Genomic DNA, 17,846 nt, shown 5'->3' on the forward strand with positions numbered 1-17,846 from the left:
GAAAAACCACCTTTTTTATTATTGTCCCAATTACATGAGCGACTTTACAAAGCTTCTCGTCTCGGTATCGACCGCTACAATTGTTTCTAAATCAGGGTGGGAAATAGGATTATGCTGTTCAAGAGCTTTTTCAATAAATGCCTCAATTTCAAGAAAGCGTATTTGTCTGTTTAAAAACATTTGAACTGCTTCTTCATTGGCAGCATTTAGCACCGTCGTCATGGTACCACCAATTTTTCCAGCATTATAGGCAAACTCTAAACAACGGAATCTTTCAAAACTTACCTCTTCAAAATGCAACTTCCCTACCTGAGTTAAGTTTAACCTTTTCGAAATAGGCAGCGCAAGTCTTGTAGGGTAGGCAAGTGCATACTGAATCGGTACTCTCATATCAGGAGAGCCAATCTGTGCAATCATACTTGTATCTTGGAACTCTACTAAAGAATGGATAATACTTTCGCGATGCATCACAACATCGATTTTTTCATAAGGCATATCAAATAACCAGTGTGCTTCAATGACTTCAAGGCCTTTATTCGCCATTGTAGCTGAATCAATCGTAATCTTGGCACCCATTGACCAATTCGGGTGCTTAAGCGCTGATTCAACCGTAACATCATTGAGATCAGAGCGAGTCAAATCACGAAAGCTTCCTCCAGATGCCGTTAAAATAATTCGTTCTAAAGCTTTCTTCTCTTCACCATTTAAGCACTGAAAAATCGCGGAATGCTCACTGTCCACTGGCAATATGTCAACCCCATGTTTTTTGGCTGCTTCCATTACAAGATGTCCAGCTGTCACCAATGTTTCCTTATTGGCGATGGCAATTGTTTTCCCAGCTTCGATTGCTTTTAACGTAGGTTTTAAGCCAACGCTTCCCATAACCGCATTAACAACAACACTAGAGTCTGCATTGGCGGCCACTTCGATTAACCCTTCCACACCATATACAACCTTGACATGAGCCGGAACCTTCGTTTTCAAATATTCACAAGCTTCTTTATCAAGAACTGAAACAACCTTTGGTTTAAATGTATGTATGATTTCCAAACCCAATGTTATATTTTTTCCGATTGATATTGCTTCTAACTGAAACTCTTCTGGATGCAACTTGATGATATCGAGCGTTTGTGTTCCGATTGATCCAGTTGCTCCAAGTAAACTTATTTTTTTCATAGCTGTTCACTAACCTTCTATATGAATTGCAAAAGCAAAAAGTGCAGAATCGGTAAAACAAAAAGAAGACTATCAAACCTGTCCAATATTCCGCCATGGCCTGGCAGGAGATGACCAGAGTCTTTGACAGTATAATGCCGTTTTAAAGCTGATTCAACCAAATCTCCCATTTGCCCAAAGAGAGAGGTCACCATTGCTGCTATTAAAACAATAATCATCGATGAATGCAACGGGCTTACGATTTGAAAGATTAGGCCAACCAAAAGGGCAGAAAAAATACCACCAACAAACCCAGCAACCGTTTTATTCGGACTTATTTCGGGCCATAGCTTTCGCTTACCAAATGCTCTCCCGATAAAATAAGCACCAGAATCCGTGGCCCAAATGACAAATAATGCAAAGAAGACATAAGACAATCCGGCCATTCTCGTTTCAATAAAATAATAAAAACCTACACCAATATATAATGTGGATAAAATGATAAAACCCGCATCATCAAATGTGAATTCATTTTTTGAAATAACGGTGTATATTAACAACAACATAACAACGATCAATGCTGCTTCAATTTTGGAAAAGCTCGTTCCTACACTATCCATTAATAAGAATCGAGGAATTAACAATACCCATAGAAAAAGGAAGCCAATTACACCTGGTATAGACAGGACATTAATTTTCCTCATCCTTAATAATTCCTTTAAGGCAATCGTACCCATAAGATACACTAGTATAACAAATGGGGTTTTTCCAATAATGACAAGCGGTAAAAATATTGCCATAGCCAAAATAGCTGTTATAATTCTTGTTTTCATTTCAAGTCATCACCTACTCATAGATTGTAAGCGACTCTCTGAATAAAGTTAAACGCCACCAAACCTTCGGGCACGACGCTGATATTCTACAATCGCTTTATAATAATGTTTTTCTTCAAAATCTGGCCATAGTACGTCAGTAAACCAAAATTCAGCGTATGCTAACTGCCACAACATGAAATTACTTAATCGTATTTCCCCGCTTGTTCGAATCAACAAATCTGGTTCTTCAAGGCCGGAACTCATCAAATAATTTGAAAACAGATCTTCATTAATATCATCTAAATCTAGTTTGCCATTATTCGTGTCCTTTATTAATTTCTTAATTCCTTCAATAATTTCATAACGGCTGCCGTAGTTCAAAGCAAAATTTAAAATTAAACCATCGTTATCCTTTGTGTCATTGATTGCTTTGTTTATGGCACGGAGCGTATGAGCCGGCAGTTGGTCTTTATTCCCCATTATGCGCACTTGAACGTTTTCCTCTACTAATTCAGGTAAAAATGATCCTAAAAATTCCTCTGGAAGCTTCATAAGATATTCAACCTCTAGCTTAGGCCGTTTCCAGTTTTCTGTAGAAAAAGCATACAGCGTTAATGCCTTAATTCCTATCTTATTAGAGGCTTTTACAATTTTCCGAACGACTTGCATTCCTTCATGATGACCAGCAATGCGAGGAAGTCCTCTTTTTTTTGCCCAACGGCCATTTCCATCCATAATAATTGCAACATGATTAGGTACGGAAGAAAGATCAATATGTTCTAACGAATATTCTAAAGCGCCGGCTTCTATTTTGTTCCTTTTAAATGAGAACTTATCGAGCATTCGAATCCTCCACCTACATAATTTAGAATGAACTTAATAGTAAAAAAACCCCCTGAATTTTGTTAAGAGGGTTTCTTGTAAATATTATTGTATCGCGAAATGGTCTAGACTTCCATTATTTCTTTTTCTTTTTCTTTTGTGATATTGTCAATTTCTTTCACATGATTGTCTGTTTCCTTTTGAACAGTATCAGCAAAATTGCGATGCTCATCTTCCGTAACTTGACCATCTTTTTCTAATTTTTTCAATTCGTCATTCGCATCACGGCGGATGTTTCTAATCACAACTTTAGCATCCTCTGCCATCGCTTTTATATCCTTTGCCAGAGCCTTGCGGCGTTCTTCCGTTAAAGCTGGAATTGATATTCTGATAATTGATCCATCGTTTGTTGGATTAAGGCCAAGATCAGCCTTTAAAATTGCTTTTTCAATATCATTTAACACTGATTTATCATAGGGTTGAATCACGAGCAAACGTGCCTCTGGAACCGTGATTGATGATAATTGATTTAATGGTGTTGGCGCACCATAATAATTGACTTGAATTCTATCTAATAGCGATGGGTTTGCTCTTCCAGCACGAACAGTAGCTAATTCACGCTTATATGCTTGAATAGCTTTATTCATTTTTTCCTTTGCATTTTTAATAACAGTTTGTCCCATTATTATTTCCCCTTTACAATTGTTCCAATATTTTCACCACAGATTGCGCGCTTAATATTTCCTTCTTCCATGATGGAGAATACAATTAGTGGAATATCATTATCCATGCATAATGAGGAAGCAGTTGAATCCATTACAGCTAATCCTTCTTTAATTACATCAAGGTAAGTAAGTGTTTCATATTTCACAGCATTTTTATCAACGGTAGGGTCAGCACTATAAACACCATCTACATTATTTTTAGCCATCAAAATTACATCTGCTTCGATTTCAGCGGCTCTAAGCGCAGCTGTCGTATCGGTCGAGAAGTATGGGTTTCCAGTACCAGCAGCAAAAATGACAACCCGCTTCTTTTCTAAATGCCGAATTGCCTTTCTTCTAATATATGGCTCGGCAACTTGACGCATCTCAATAGACGTTTGCACACGAGTTTCGATTCCCATGCTTTCAAGACTATCTTGTAAGGCCAAAGAATTCATACAAGTAGCAAGCATCCCCATATAATCTGCAGTTGCTCGATCCATACCCATTTCACTACCTATTTTACCACGCCATATATTACCGCCGCCAACAACTACTGCAACTTCTACATTCATTTCGGCGATTTCTTTCACTTGTTTCGCAATGCTATTAATGACTGCTGGGTCAATTCCAAAACCTTTTGGGCCCGCGAGAGCTTCTCCACTCAATTTTAATACTACACGTTTATAATTAGGATTTGTCATGACTACCTCCACCGCTCTAATCTTTTTAAAAAAGGGTCCCAATTCTAAAATAGGGAACACGATGTGTTCCCTAATAAAATCCAATTATTTTTTGATTTGGTTCATTACTTCTTCTGCGAAGTTTTCTTGACGTTTTTCAATTCCTTCGCCAACTTCATAACGTACAAATGATTTTACAGAACCACCTTTAGATTGAACGTACTTACCTACTTTTTGATCTGGATCTTTTACGAAAGATTGATCCAATAAGCAAATTTCTTCAAAGAACTTGCTTAAACGTCCAACAACCATTTTTTCAACGATGTTAGCAGGCTTTCCTTCATTTAGAGCTTGTTGTGTTAATACTTCTTTTTCATGCTCAGTTACTTCTGCAGGAACTTGTTCACGAGAAATAAAACGAGGGTTAACGGCTGCAACGTGCATTGCAACATCTTTTGCAAGCTCTGCATCGTTTGTTCCTTCAAGTACTGTCAATACGCCAATGCGGCCTCCCATATGCAGGTAAACACCAAATACATCACTATCTTGTTTATTCACTACTTCAAAACGGCGCAACGAAATTTTTTCGCCAATTTTTGCAATTGCAGCATTAATATGCTCCTCAACAGTTGGACCATTTCCATTTAAACTTTGAGCTAAAGCTTCTTCTAAAGTAGCAGGTTCTTGTGCTAATAAATGTCCACCAAGTTCTGAAACCAATTGTTTGAAAGCATCATTTTTCGCAACGAAGTCTGTTTCAGCATTTACTTCTAAAATAACTGCTTTATTTCCTTCAGCTACAACAGAAGTCGTTCCTTCTGCAGCAATGCGGTCTGCTTTCTTTGCAGCTTTTGCAATACCTTTTTCACGAAGATAATCGATTGCTTTCTCCATATCACCATTTGTTTCAGTAAGTGCTTTTTTACAATCAAGCATTCCAGCACCTGTTTTTTCACGTAGCTCTTTTACCATTTGTGCAGTAACTGCCATGTTAATCCTCCTTTAAAGATCATTATGTATCTTTTTTATTTCAACTCTTTTAAAAAGGTGATAAAAGGCTCTCCCTCTTACCACCTTTATTATTACATTACTATATCGTCTTTAGCAGTATGATTTGATGTCCAGCTCCAGTTTTTGCGTCGCTGAACGGGCGCTTCCGCATTTCTTACTCAGCTGCAACAGCTGCTACTTCTTCACCTTGTTTAGCTTCAATAATAGCATCAGCCATTTTTGCAGTTAAAAGTTTTACAGCGCGGATTGCATCGTCATTACCTGGAATTACGTAATCGATTTCATCTGGATCACAGTTTGTATCAACGATTGCAACAATCGGAATATTAAGTTTATGTGCTTCAGCAACTGCAATGCGCTCTTTACGTGGGTCGATGATGAATAGGCAATCAGGGGTTTCCTTCATCTCTTTAATACCACCTAAGAACTTTTCAAGGCGTTCTAATTCTTTGTTTAAATTAACAACTTCTTTTTTAGGTAGTACATCAAATGTACCATCTTCACGCATTCTTTCAATTTCTTTAAGACGAGCAATACGCTTTTGAATTGTTTCAAAGTTTGTTAATGTTCCACCTAACCAACGTTGGTTAACAAAGTACATACCGCTGCGTTCTGCTTCTTCTTTAACAGAATCTTGTGCTTGCTTTTTAGTACCTACAAAAAGAACTGTACCACCATTTGCAGCTACTTCTTTCATAAAGTTGAATGCTTCTTCAACTTTTTTCACTGTTTTTTGAAGGTCGATGATATAGATGCCGTTACGCTCAGTAAAGATGTAACGCTTCATCTTAGGATTCCATCTACGTGTTTGGTGTCCGAAGTGAACACCTGCTTCTAATAATTGTTTCATTGAAATTACTGACATTTTTCTTCCTCCTAATTGGTTTTGATTCCTCCGTACGTTTCATCTGGAAATAGTACTGCAATAGCAGCACCACTATTTCAATCAACGGACGTGTGTATTTAACACCGAAAGTTACTATACCATATTCACATGCCTCGAATCAAGTCTAATTATGTTTTTGGCTGTTAAATTTCAGAAGCAACTCAATTTCGGCCTTCCCTTTATTTAGTTTTTGGGCAATTTCATCTGGCTTTAATCCTTTTTCACGTAAAAAAAGAACCTGGGAAGCTAATGATTGTTCAATCCGCTCTTCTCCCATTGGAAGCGGAGGAACATAGTCCTTTGGTTTACTTCTAAAGCCTACCGGCGCTGCGTAAGCGCTGATTGTTTGCGTCGGTTTATCCTCATCATGTTTGCTGATCGCCTGCTTCACTTCTGTTACTTCACTTATTTTATCTTTTGTAGATTTTTCCAACATATTCATTAACTTTTCGTTTTCTTCCTTCATTTCCAGTAAATACGCTTGAAACATATCTTCTATTTCTTTTTGAATTTCACTTTCTTTCGTTTCATTCTCATTTGCGGCTTTTAAGCGCAAGGATAATAAGAAAATCCAAAAGAATGCGAAAAGGTGTAAAATGAAGCTTATCGTTAATAATAATGGATACATTTTATCCCTCTATATCAATTATATTTCCTTTGTAGGGATGCGGACTTTCCTCATGGTGATTACCTTTTTTGTTTTGTTTCTGGTTTTTTCTTTGGTATGCTGCTCCATTTGAATTGTGCCCATCATTTTGAAGCTTATTTTTTGTTGTTTTATCATATTTATTGACTTGATGTCTTTTTTCTATTTCTTCTTTATGCTGAACAGAGGCCAAATGGTCTTGGATATGCCGCGATCTTTGCTGTAATTCTTCTTGCATTTTCCCTAAATCCTGAGTTCTTGGAAGCGCAACCTGTAATTCTACAAGCTTAAGACTCATTTTATCACTTCCCCATATTGATCACATTTACGTGGCAAATATTTTTGTTAAGGAGCCTCTCAACTTCATAAGTGCTTTAGAATGAATTTGTGAAATCCTAGATGTCGATAAGCCAAGCACCTGTCCTATTTCCGTTAATGTCAGTTCTTCTTGATAGAACAAGCTGACGACTAATTGCTCCTTCTCGTTGAGCTCCTTAATTCTTTCAACAAGTTCATTAAAAAGTTCCTCTTTGATTGTATGCTCTTCAGGAGTTAATGTATTTTTATCGCGAATAGAAAAATAATTGCCCTCTTTTTCTTCTGTTTCTTTACTGCCTTCATCAATCGATAGAATATTAGCGAAAAAACCCTCTGTCATAACATTATTTACTTCTTCTTCAGTCATATCAACTTCTTCGGCAATTTCCTCTGCCGTTACATTTCTCATATATCTTTGTTCTAGCCGTTCCATTGCAGCTTCGATTTTTTTATTCTTCTCCCTTACACTTCGAGGAAGCCAATCTTCCTTACGAAGCCCATCGATAATCGCGCCTCTAATTCGGAATGAAGCATAGGTATCAAATTTTAAATCCCTAGATCGATCGAATTTTTCAAGTGCATCATATAATCCGAGCAGCCCATAACTTTTCACATCTTCTCGATTTACATTTTTAGGTAAACCAACCGATATCCTTTGCACATGATAGTTGACAAGAGGCATATATAGACGTATTAATGAATCACCAGCCTGAGGATCTTTATGATTGATCCATCTTTTCCATATCTGATCCTCATTTGATGGTAATATCGCCATTGTAATCCTCCTTAAAGACGTTTCAATTTAAATATCCTTTACACCTTGATTCACAGTTCTAATATTTAATTTCCGTGTACTCGGATTAAACTCAATGGTACGGCCGCTGTTACCGCCGGTATCCTCTGCCATAATTGGGATTCGAAAACGTTGCAATTCCTTTTTTACAGCTTCCACATTTCTAGGACCAATTCTCATCATTTCGTTTTGTGTTGCAAATTGAAACATTTGTGCCCCACCGGCAATTTTTGCTTTTAGATTGATTTGTTTTCCACCTATGACCAAAATTCTCTTAATCAATTCTGCAATAGCGGTGTCTGCGTATTTAGCTATATTAATGGAATTTGACTTTGCCAATGATGAATCAGGTAGCATTACATGGGCAAGGCCGGCAATTTCCTTTTTTGTATCATAAATAACAACCCCAACACATGATCCTAAACCTGAAGTACGAATAAGATTGGGGGACTCTACGACATTCATATCGGCAATACCAACCTTCACAATAGTAACCGTCTCACTCATCAAGAGGGACTCCTAGCGCATTAAACACTTTTGCAAATGAGTCGGGGTCAAGCAAAAGGAAAAAGTGACCTTTTACACTTTCGTTTATCATCTCTTCTTCTTCACTGACAGCCGTATCAATCACAATTGCAAAATCGCTTGCCTGAGATACTTCCATTAAGCCAAAACTTAAGACAGCTCCAACCATATCAATTCCTAGTGCCGGAACGGAAGGATATAGGTTTAACTGTGTAAAATCCGATAAAGCCGACAAATAGGAGCCTGAAAGGATATTACCAAGCTCTTCGAGTGCAGAAACCGATAGCTCAGAATAGGGTGGATTTTCAAACGAAAAACCTTCTTCACCAGTCATTTGGTGAATATAATTCTCTGCTTGCTCCAATGGAAGGATAAAATAAATACTGCCTGGTGCATCGCCTTCAATTCTAAGAAAAACAGAAGCAATCACCTTTTCTGATCCACCCACCATATCCATCATTTCATCAAATGACACGATCCGAACATTAGGGACTGTCATATTAATTGTTTTGCCAAGAATCTTAGAAAGGGAAGTAGCTGCATTGCCAGCACCAATATTACCAACTTCTTTTAAAATATCCAAATGGTAGGTTTTGATTTGTTCGATGAAAGTCATAATTGCCCCTCAATGAATTTAAATTCTTTCATAGCTTCTGGATTCAATACCCTATCTAAATTTAATAAGATCAATAGACGCTTATCAAGCTTCGCAACACCGTTTAAGTATTCAACCTCTACTGAGCCAACAACTTGCGGAGGGGGTTCGATTGTGCCCTCCGGAATATCAATAACGTCATTGGCGGCATCAACTATTAAGCCTACATCCAGGTCACCAACACCAACAATTATGATTCTTGTACTTTCAGAGTAAGCAGCCTCTTCAATACCGAAGCGTTTCCGTAAATCTATAATAGGAGTAACAACGCCACGTAGATTCATAACCCCTTTCACAAATTTCGCTACTCTAGGGACACGAGTGATATGCATCATTCTTTCAATCGATTGAACCTGTTGAACAGGGATTCCATATTCATCGTCTTTTAATTGAAAAACGATTACTTTTAAGTCAGTTAACGTTTGGTCAGACATTTCCATTCCTCCTTATCATGCATAGTCACCCTCATTATTTAATTAAAGCATTGCAATCAATGATTAAGGCAACTTGTCCATTTCCAAGAATGGTGGCTCCGGATATTGCAAAGGCAGATGTTAAATAATTTCCTAGTGACTTTAAGACAATCTCTTGTTGTCCGATGAAGGAATCGACAACAAGCCCCGCCATTTTATCTCCTTTTCGTACGATAACAACAGATAAGAAGCCATCCTCTTCTTTAACAACAGGCACCTCAAAGATATCCTTTAGAAACACTAATGGTACAATCTTTCCTCGGTAGTCAATCACTTTTTGATTATGGGCATTTAAAATGTCCTCTTTCTTAATAATTGCTGTTTCAATAATGGATGATAATGGAATTGCATATTTTTCCTCTTGAATTTCAACAAGCATGACGGAAATAATCGATAATGTTAATGGCAATTGAATCGAAAATATTGAACCTGCTCCCAATTTAGACTCAATTGTAACGGATCCACTTAATGATTCAATTGTATTTTTAACAACATCTAGACCAACACCACGTCCAGAAACATCTGATATTTTATCAGCAGTAGAAAATCCAGATGCCATAATAAGCTCAAAAACCTGCTTATCGGTCATATTTGCCCCTGCTTCAGAAGTTACGACACCTTTTTCAATCGCCTTTTTTAAGACCTTCTCACGATTAATACCAGCGCCATCATCCTCTATTTCAATAAATACATGATTTCCACTATGGTAGGCTTTTAATACTACCTTTCCTTCTTCCGGTTTTCCTTTTGCACGGCGTTCCTCAGGCGTTTCAATGCCATGGTCAATCGCATTTCGAATTAAATGGACGAGCGGATCACCAATTTCATCAATAACGGTCCGGTCTAATTCCGTTTCGGCTCCGATAATTTCCAAATTAATTTTCTTATTTAAATCCCGGGCAAGCTGCCTTACCATCCGTGGAAAACGATTGAACACCTGATCAACAGGAACCATGCGCATATTTAAGATAATATTTTGCAAATCGCCTGAAATTCGTGACATTCTTTCCACGGTTTCATGGAGTTCCGGATTATTTAAATCATTCGAAATTTGTTCAAGTCTCCCCCGGTCAATCACAAGCTCTTCGAATAAATTCATTAAAATATCCAAGCGCTCAATACTCACACGAATGGTTTTATTGGATACATTCTGACCTTTTGTTTTCTCTTTTTCCTGTTCACTCTTTTTAGCGCCCTCCTGAACAGATTTCTCGGCAGGGGCCACTTCCTTCTCATCGACTGCAAGCTTTTCCTTTACTAAGTCACTTTGGTTTTGTCTATAGTCTTCAATTGAGAATTCTTTTACCATCACACTCTCAATCTCGGAAACTTTCATAATCCGTTTTTCGATATCGTCCGCACTTTCTTTCGAAACTAAAATAACGGAAAACTCATAATCAAATCGCTCTTCTTCAAGATCTTCAACAGAAGGGTTGGCTTTAATTACTTCTCCTACTTGTTCTAAAATTTCAAACACCATAAAAACCCGGGCCCCACGGAGCAAGCAGTCATCTCTAAGTTTTACTGTGATTTGATAACTAAGATAGCCCTGTTCCTTTGATTGTTCTAAAACGGTTAATTCGAATTCATCTAATACACCAATTGCCCCATTTCCATTCGATTGGACTGGAGCTTGTGTTGTTTGAGCAGCATTTGTCCCTGTTGCCTTCGGGTCTTCTCCTTTTTCGATAAGAAGCAGCTTCTCAACTACTTCAGTCACATCTCTTTTTCCGTCCCCACCGCTGGCAATATCATTTACCATCGCTTCAAGATCGTCAACAGAGAGAAAAACAACATCTAAAATATCAGAATTCACAAGAATTTTATGGTTTCGAATCCCATCAAGAACGTTTTCCATCTTATGGGTTAAATTCGCTAAATCCTCATATCCCATTGTTGCGGACATCCCTTTAAGTGTATGGGCAGATCTAAATATTTCATTGACAATACTCATGTCGTTTGGATCATTTTCTAATGCTAATAAATTTTCATTTATCGCTTGTAAATGTTCCTTGCTTTCATCGATAAACATTTCTAAATATTGACTCGTATCCATCATCTTGAACACCCCTTTAAGCATCAATATACTTCATAATAGTTGGAGCTATTTTTTCTAAGTTAACAATTTCATCTACTAAATTCGTTGCAATCGCCGATTTTGGCATTCCAAACACGACTGATGTTTCTTCCGATTCTGCAATCGCGATTGTATTACCTGATGATTTTAGAGCCTTTAATCCTTTTGTCCCATCTGAGCCCATTCCGGTCATAATAACAGCGATTTTTCGATAATAACTAATCTCACTTATCGATTCATACATGGCGTCAACTGAAGGCCGATGACCATTTTGCGGTTCGGATTGATCTAAATAAATGCTAAGTTGATTCCCTACTGTTTTTAATTTGAGGTGGTAGCCTCCCGGAGCTATATAGGCTGTCCCATTTTGAAGGACCTCACCATTTTCTGCTTCTTTAATGGTAATTTCACTCAATGAATCAAGCCTTATTGCAAGTGACTTTGTAAATCCGGCAGGCATATGTTGAACTACTAAAATGGGGGCATTGATGGTTGCCGGCAAATTCGTGAGGACTTGCTGCAGCGCCCTCGGCCCCCCGGTAGATGTCCCGATACAAACAAGCTTTTTGGTATTGGTTTCGGAAAAACATGCGGCTAACGGCTTCATTATTTCAACAACAGGAGTTGACTTTTTATTGTTTTTAAAGATAAACCCTTGAATATTTGCCTTAGAAGCCATTAATACCTTTTGAATAATTTCAGCTTTTACTTTCGCTAAATCAAGCGAAATCGCCCCTGAAGGTTTTGCTATAAAATCAACAGCACCATATGCGATTGCTGTTAACGCATGATCTGCACCTTGTTTGGTTGTCGTAGATAGCATAACAACTCTCGTAGGGGCTTCACTCATAATAATACGCAATGCATCGAGCCCATTCATTTCCGGCATTTCAACGTCCAGTGTGACAACATCAGGCTGCCAATCCTTTACTTTTTGGATCGCATCTTTTCCATTTCTAGCTGTGCCGATCACTTTAAAACGGGAATCCTCGCTTAAAAAGTTCGTTATAAGCTTTCTCATAAAAGCCGAATCATCAACAACTAAAACTTTAACTTGATTTGTCACCAACCTGCCCTACCTTTCCGTTTATTATTACTCTTATTGACTAAAATAGCGGCGAAGCTTAGAAATAAAATTATATGAGGATGTAGACTGCTTTTGGTCAAATTTATGATTCTTATAGCGATTGACAATTCTTAACATTGAACGGCTTACTTCAGAATCCGGTGCATATAGTAAAAAAGGTATTTGATGACTAACAGCCTTTATCACAGCACGATCATCAGGCAGATCCCCTAATGCAACAACATCTTTGTCCAGAAACTGTTTAACTACATTTTCAAGTCGATTGGATGTAGACAATGCCTGCTGTACTGAAAATGCCCGATTCACTATTAAATAAAATGGCATATTAGACTCTTTGAGATGAATATACTTCATCACAGCGTAGGCATCTGTGATTGAGGTCGGTTCAGGAGTTGCAATTACCATCACTTCATTGACAGATAAGATAAACTGCAAGCTTTCTTCGGTTATTCCTGCACCCATGTCAAAAATAATATATTGATAATCAACAACTAGTTCTTCTAGCTGGGTAATAAATAATTCAAACTTCTCGTCATCCAGCTTGAAAATTTTTGATAGACCTGTTCCAGCAGCGATATAAGAAAGGTTATCGACTCCTTTTTCAATGATGTCTCTAAGCCTTAATTCTTGATCTTCAAACATATCAACGATTGAATGTTCAGGTGTGACCCCCATTAAAATATCGATATTCCCCATCCCGATATCCATATCAAATAATAACACCGAAGCCCCGGCCTTAGATAAACCTAGCGCAAAATTTAACGAAAAGTTAGATTTTCCGACTCCACCCTTTCCGCTGACGACGGCAATCGTTTTTGTTTTTGCCCCACTTTGCAACTGTTCAATTTTCGCTCTTAGTTTTTCAGCTTGATCTTTCATATTTATTTACCCCAAAAACAGTATTTGCTATTGATTCTGGTGACGCCTCGATAATGTCGTCTGGAACATTTTGTCCATTGGTTAAATAAGCAACGCCGGTCTTATATTTTGAGATAAGGTTTACCATAGATCCATATTTCGATGTCTCATCCACTTTAGTAAAAATAAGCTTATCGATTTTTAACAATGAGAATTGTTCAAAGATTTCAATCATATCTGAATACTTTGAGGTTAATGCAAGCACTAAAATAGTTTCCAGGTCATCGTCAAAATCAATAACAGATTTTAAATCTTCTACATATTGCTTATTTCTAAAGTTTCTTCCTGCTGTATCAATTAGTATCAGGTCAAAATGGGAGAATCTTTCCTTCGCTTTAACAAAATCGTCAAGCGTATATGTAACTTCAAGAGGAACGTTTAATATTTTTGCGTAGGTCTTTAGTTGATCGATAGCAGCAATACGATAGGTATCAGTTGTAATAAAGGCAACTTTTTTGCCATATTTCAATACAGCTTGTGCTGCAATCTTTGCTAGGCTCGTTGTTTTTCCAACACCTGTAGGGCCAACAACATTAATATATTTCTTAGAATTAGGGAGTGCACCGAATGGTAATGAAGACATTTGATTAATTAGAAAATCCTTTGCCCATTTGGTAATTTGGGAAAAGTCAGCCTTCCCTTGATTTAAATACCACTTTTCAAGAAGAGTATCCATCAAATCTTTCCTTTGCTGTTGCTCCACTTCCTGCTGCATTAAAAATTGATTCATTTCTTTTAAAGGGCCGGGATAATGTTCAAAGTGATCCCGGCCACCATTTGCTGCTAAGTCTTTCATCATGACTTTTAAATCACGGATTTCTTTTAATAATTCTTGGTTGTTTTTATCTACTTCTTTTGCTTCTATAGCCGGAGCTATCTGTTCTGCTTTTGGCACCTGTGGCGAAACTTTTGATATAGGTACAGGCTGTTTTTTCGGAATCGGCTGCGGATCAATAGCCGCTATCACCTCGATATTTTTTTTCGTAAAGAAGCCAAATATGCCACCCTTTTGCACAACCTTTGAATTCAGAATAACCGCATCTTTTCCCAATTCATTGCGGATCATTTTCATAGCTTCAGGCATATTTGGTGCAATAAATTTTTTTACTTTCATTCGATATTCACCACCCCTACACTTTGCACTTCAACAGTTGATTCCAATTCGTTATAGGATAAAACGGGTATTCCCGCTAAATAAGGCTCAATTAATTGTTTCACATACATACGAACGGCTGGTGAGCAAAGAATCACTTGAGCTTCTCCGAGCATCGACACTCTTTCCATTTCAGCCGCAATATTCTCGATTAGTGTTTGCGTAACATTCGGATCAAGTGATAAGTAATTTCCATGCTCCGTTTGTTGAATTCCTTCCGCAATCGTTTTTTCAACCCTGCCAGATAAAGTGACAACTTTTAATGCTTCTCCATCCACTAAGTACTGGTGAGTGATTTGCCGTGATAAAGCTTGTCTTACATATTCCGTTAATAAATCAGTATCGCCTGTCAGTCGGCCATAATCCGCCAAGGCCTCAAAAATAATCGGCAGGTTGCGAATCGATACCCGCTCTTTTAACAGTTTTGCTAAGACACGCTGAACATCACCAACTGATAACGGGTTTGGTGTAACTTCCTCAACTAGGATTGGATAAGACTCTTTCAAATGGTCAATTAACTGTTTTGTCTCTTGTCTTCCTAGAAGGACATTCGCATTATTCTTAATGATTTCCGTTAAATGGGTCGATACGACAGATGGCGGATCTACAACTGTATATCCCGAAAGTTCCGCCCTCTCCTTCATATCCTCCGCAATCCAGATTGCAGGCATACCAAAAGCCGGTTCAATTGTATCAATTCCCTCGATACTTTCATCATCAATCCCGGGACTCATCGCCATATAATGGTCTAACAATAGTTCCCCTCTTGCTACCTCGTTCCCTTTAATCTTAACGCGGTATTCATTGGGCTGAAGTTGGATATTATCTCGAATCCGTACAACAGGAACAATAATTCCCAACTCAATCGCCAGTTGCCTTCTGATCATCACAATACGATCTAACAAGTCGCCGCCTTGGTTCGTATCAGCTAAAGGAATTAACCCATAGCCAAACTCAAACTCAATTGGATCGACAGTGAGTAAGTTAATAACACTTTCGGGACTTTTCAAATCCTCAGCTTCCACTTCCTCATCTGCAGCTGCCATTTCCATTATATTTTGCTGTTGGCTATTTTTTGAAAGGAAATAGCCGCCAACCCCTAAAAGTCCAGCAATTGGTAAAGTAAGTATATCATTAATGGGAGTAAAAAGCCCAAGGCCGGCAATCGTTCCCCCTGCTATATATAAAAGTTTTGGAAAAGTAAAAAATAATTGGCGAACGACATCTGAGCCTAAGTTTCCATCTGATGCTGCTCTTGTTACGACAATACCAGTCGCAGTTGAAATAATCAGTGCTGGGATTTGACTGACAAGGCCATCACCAACTGTTAACAGCGTAAAACGATGGGTAGATTCTGTAAAAGATAGGTCCATTTGAACCATACCAATAATGATTCCAAAAATAATATTAATAATCGTAATGATGATGCCGGCAATGGCATCTCCTTTTACAAACTTACTGGCACCATCCATGGCACCGTAAAAATCAGCTTCACGTTGAATTTTTTCGCGTCTTTCACGAGCCTCCAGTTCAGAAATCATCCCAGCATTCAAATCAGCATCAATACTCATTTGCTTACCGGGCATTGCATCCAATGTAAAACGGGCTGCTACTTCTGAGACACGTTCCGACCCCTTTGTAATAACAATGAATTGAATGATAATCAAAATTAAAAAGACAACAAAACCAACAAGGGCATTTCCACCAATAACGAAGGAGCCGAATGTTTCAACAACACCGCCTGCTTCCCCTTTGCTAAGAATCGATCTTGTTGTTGAAACGTTCAAACCTAACCGAAATAATGTTAATAATAATAGCAGTGAAGGAAAGATCGAAAATTGGAGCGCTTCCCTCATATTCATCGAAACAAGGATGACAATTAATGCTAGCGTAATATTGCACATGATAAGGATGCTTAACAACCATCCTGGTAAAGGTATAATGAGCATGGCAATGATTAATATAACACCTATTAGTACCGGAAGGTCTCTTGCTGCCATTTACGTTCTCTCCATTCTAGTAAGCTATTAAATCAAGTCTAGACTTTTCTTTTTAGACGATATACATACGCCAAAATCTCAGCTACAGCTTTAAAAAACTGTTCTGGAATGACATCTCCAATATCCGCTTGGGCATATAAGCCCCTAGCCAGCGGCCGGTTTTCTATTGTGGTAATGTCATGATTTTTGGCAATCTGTTTTATTTTTAACGCGACATAATCTACCCCTTTTGCTACAACAATCGGGGCATCTGCTTTTTCTTCATCATATTTTAAGACAACGGCATAATGGGTTGGATTCGTAATGACGACATCTGCTTTCGGGATCTCCTGCATCATGCGCTGCATTGCCATCTGCCTTTGCTTTTCCTTGATTTTAGATTTAATCTTCGGATCCCCTTCGGTTGTTTTGTATTCATCTTTAATATCCTGCTTAGACATGCGAAGGTTTTTTTCATGTTCAAATTTTTGATAGGCAAAGTCAAATGCTGCCAGGACAATTAACAAAATTGAAACGACTAACCCCATTTGAATGGTAACTTTTCCAATTAAGGCTAACGATGTAGCAACACTTTTTTGCGATAGTGTCAACACTTCGTCAAAATGCATATACAAAACTGCAAATGCTCCTGTTCCAACGACAGCGATCTTTAAAATCGATTTAAAAAGCTCTACGATTGCACGAATTGAAAAAATCCGTTTCGCACCTGTAATGGGATTTATTTTCTCTAATTTAAACTGAATGGCTTCGGCTGAAAATAAAAAACCAAATTGCATGAAATTTGCAGCCACACCAATGATGGCAACCATAAGCATAATGGGGGCTACAAAATAGAGAGCCCTTATCGTAAAATCGACAAACATCTTATGGATATTGGCTTCCGTAAGATCCCAAAGCATATATTCATTTAATGTTACCTTGATCATGGACAACATTTGGTCTTTTAAAGATCCCCCTAAAACCATAAAAAGTATGAAGGCAAAAAAAAGTATGAAAGCCGTACTTATATCCTGACTTTTAGCTACTTGTCCTTTTTTTCGGGCATCTTGGCGTTTTTTCGGTGTAGCTTTTTCTGTTTTTTCACCTGCAAAAAACTGTAAGTCAAGTCGAAGGTAATTAGACACA

19 protein-coding genes are annotated in these 17,846 nt (G+C 38.0%); all 19 read right to left on the minus strand.

Annotated elements, in window-relative coordinates:
* Positions 1 to 30 precede the first annotated feature (30 nt).
* Positions 31 to 1,176, minus strand: coding sequence for a 1-deoxy-D-xylulose-5-phosphate reductoisomerase (dxr, locus tag ACNQFZ_RS02960; protein ID WP_458413869.1), 1,146 nt, complete (start codon positions 1,174 to 1,176; stop codon positions 31 to 33).
* Between the two features lie 17 nt (positions 1,177 to 1,193).
* Positions 1,194 to 1,988 (minus strand): phosphatidate cytidylyltransferase, encoded by a 795-nt coding sequence (locus ACNQFZ_RS02965; RefSeq protein WP_458413870.1) that lies wholly within the window; start codon positions 1,986 to 1,988, stop codon positions 1,194 to 1,196.
* A gap of 48 nt (positions 1,989 to 2,036) precedes the next feature.
* Positions 2,037 to 2,813: an isoprenyl transferase gene (locus tag ACNQFZ_RS02970; RefSeq protein ID WP_458413871.1), complete on the minus strand. Its 777-nt coding sequence runs from the start codon at positions 2,811 to 2,813 to the stop codon at positions 2,037 to 2,039.
* Between the two features lie 104 nt (positions 2,814 to 2,917).
* Complete coding sequence (frr, locus tag ACNQFZ_RS02975) at positions 2,918 to 3,475, minus strand: ribosome recycling factor (protein WP_458413872.1); 558 nt, start codon at positions 3,473 to 3,475, stop codon at positions 2,918 to 2,920.
* Positions 3,476 to 3,477: 2 nt separating this feature from the next.
* The gene (pyrH, locus tag ACNQFZ_RS02980) at positions 3,478 to 4,200 is read right to left on the minus strand and encodes a UMP kinase (RefSeq protein ID WP_458413873.1); all 723 of its coding nucleotides are present in this window, start codon (positions 4,198 to 4,200) and stop codon (positions 3,478 to 3,480) included.
* An 84-nt stretch (positions 4,201 to 4,284) separates the two neighbouring features.
* The gene (tsf, locus tag ACNQFZ_RS02985; RefSeq protein WP_458413874.1) at positions 4,285 to 5,169 is read right to left on the minus strand and encodes a translation elongation factor Ts; all 885 of its coding nucleotides are present in this window, start codon (positions 5,167 to 5,169) and stop codon (positions 4,285 to 4,287) included.
* 175 nt (positions 5,170 to 5,344) lie between these two features.
* Positions 5,345 to 6,055, minus strand: a complete 711-nt coding sequence (rpsB, locus tag ACNQFZ_RS02990) for a 30S ribosomal protein S2 (protein WP_458413875.1) — start codon at positions 6,053 to 6,055, stop codon at positions 5,345 to 5,347.
* 145 nt (positions 6,056 to 6,200) lie between these two features.
* Complete coding sequence (locus ACNQFZ_RS02995) at positions 6,201 to 6,704, minus strand: coupling factor for flagellin transcription and translation (protein WP_458413876.1); 504 nt, start codon at positions 6,702 to 6,704, stop codon at positions 6,201 to 6,203.
* A gap of 1 nt (position 6,705) precedes the next feature.
* On the minus strand, positions 6,706 to 7,020 hold the full coding sequence (locus tag ACNQFZ_RS03000; protein ID WP_458413877.1) for a hypothetical protein: 315 nt from the start codon (positions 7,018 to 7,020) through the stop codon (positions 6,706 to 6,708).
* Positions 7,021 to 7,047: 27 nt separating this feature from the next.
* A complete protein-coding gene (locus tag ACNQFZ_RS03005; protein WP_458413878.1) occupies positions 7,048 to 7,815 on the minus strand; it encodes a FliA/WhiG family RNA polymerase sigma factor in 768 nt (255 codons plus the stop codon).
* Positions 7,816 to 7,842: 27 nt separating this feature from the next.
* Entirely contained in the window at positions 7,843 to 8,340 is a 498-nt protein-coding gene (locus tag ACNQFZ_RS03010) for a chemotaxis protein CheD (protein WP_458413879.1), read from the minus strand.
* The gene (locus ACNQFZ_RS03015) at positions 8,333 to 8,974 is read right to left on the minus strand and encodes a chemotaxis protein CheC (RefSeq protein WP_458413880.1); all 642 of its coding nucleotides are present in this window, start codon (positions 8,972 to 8,974) and stop codon (positions 8,333 to 8,335) included. The genes ACNQFZ_RS03010 and ACNQFZ_RS03015 overlap by 8 nt, the downstream gene beginning before the upstream one ends.
* Positions 8,971 to 9,447 carry a chemotaxis protein CheW gene (locus ACNQFZ_RS03020; protein ID WP_458413881.1) on the minus strand — a complete coding sequence of 159 codons (477 nt, stop codon included), beginning with the start codon at positions 9,445 to 9,447 and terminating at the stop codon, positions 8,971 to 8,973. The genes ACNQFZ_RS03015 and ACNQFZ_RS03020 overlap by 4 nt, the downstream gene beginning before the upstream one ends.
* Positions 9,448 to 9,481: 34 nt before the next feature.
* Entirely contained in the window at positions 9,482 to 11,542 is a 2,061-nt protein-coding gene (locus ACNQFZ_RS03025) for a chemotaxis protein CheW (RefSeq protein WP_458415291.1), read from the minus strand.
* Between the two features lie 16 nt (positions 11,543 to 11,558).
* Complete coding sequence (locus ACNQFZ_RS03030) at positions 11,559 to 12,584, minus strand: protein-glutamate methylesterase/protein-glutamine glutaminase (protein WP_458415292.1); 1,026 nt, start codon at positions 12,582 to 12,584, stop codon at positions 11,559 to 11,561.
* A gap of 78 nt (positions 12,585 to 12,662) precedes the next feature.
* Positions 12,663 to 13,529 carry a MinD/ParA family protein gene (locus ACNQFZ_RS03035; RefSeq protein ID WP_458413882.1) on the minus strand — a complete coding sequence of 289 codons (867 nt, stop codon included), beginning with the start codon at positions 13,527 to 13,529 and terminating at the stop codon, positions 12,663 to 12,665.
* Positions 13,513 to 14,682, minus strand: a complete 1,170-nt coding sequence (gene flhF / locus ACNQFZ_RS03040) for a flagellar biosynthesis protein FlhF (protein ID WP_458413883.1) — start codon at positions 14,680 to 14,682, stop codon at positions 13,513 to 13,515. The genes ACNQFZ_RS03035 and flhF overlap by 17 nt, the downstream gene beginning before the upstream one ends.
* Positions 14,679 to 16,721, minus strand: coding sequence for a flagellar biosynthesis protein FlhA (gene flhA, locus ACNQFZ_RS03045; protein WP_458413884.1), 2,043 nt, complete (start codon positions 16,719 to 16,721; stop codon positions 14,679 to 14,681). The genes flhF and flhA overlap by 4 nt, the downstream gene beginning before the upstream one ends.
* A 38-nt stretch (positions 16,722 to 16,759) precedes the next feature.
* Positions 16,760 to 17,845 carry a flagellar biosynthesis protein FlhB gene (gene flhB / locus ACNQFZ_RS03050; protein ID WP_458413885.1) on the minus strand — a complete coding sequence of 362 codons (1,086 nt, stop codon included), beginning with the start codon at positions 17,843 to 17,845 and terminating at the stop codon, positions 16,760 to 16,762.
* Position 17,846: the final 1 nt, after the last annotated feature.

The sequence above is a fragment of the Schinkia acidoalkalinis genome (genome assembly GCF_054301215.1).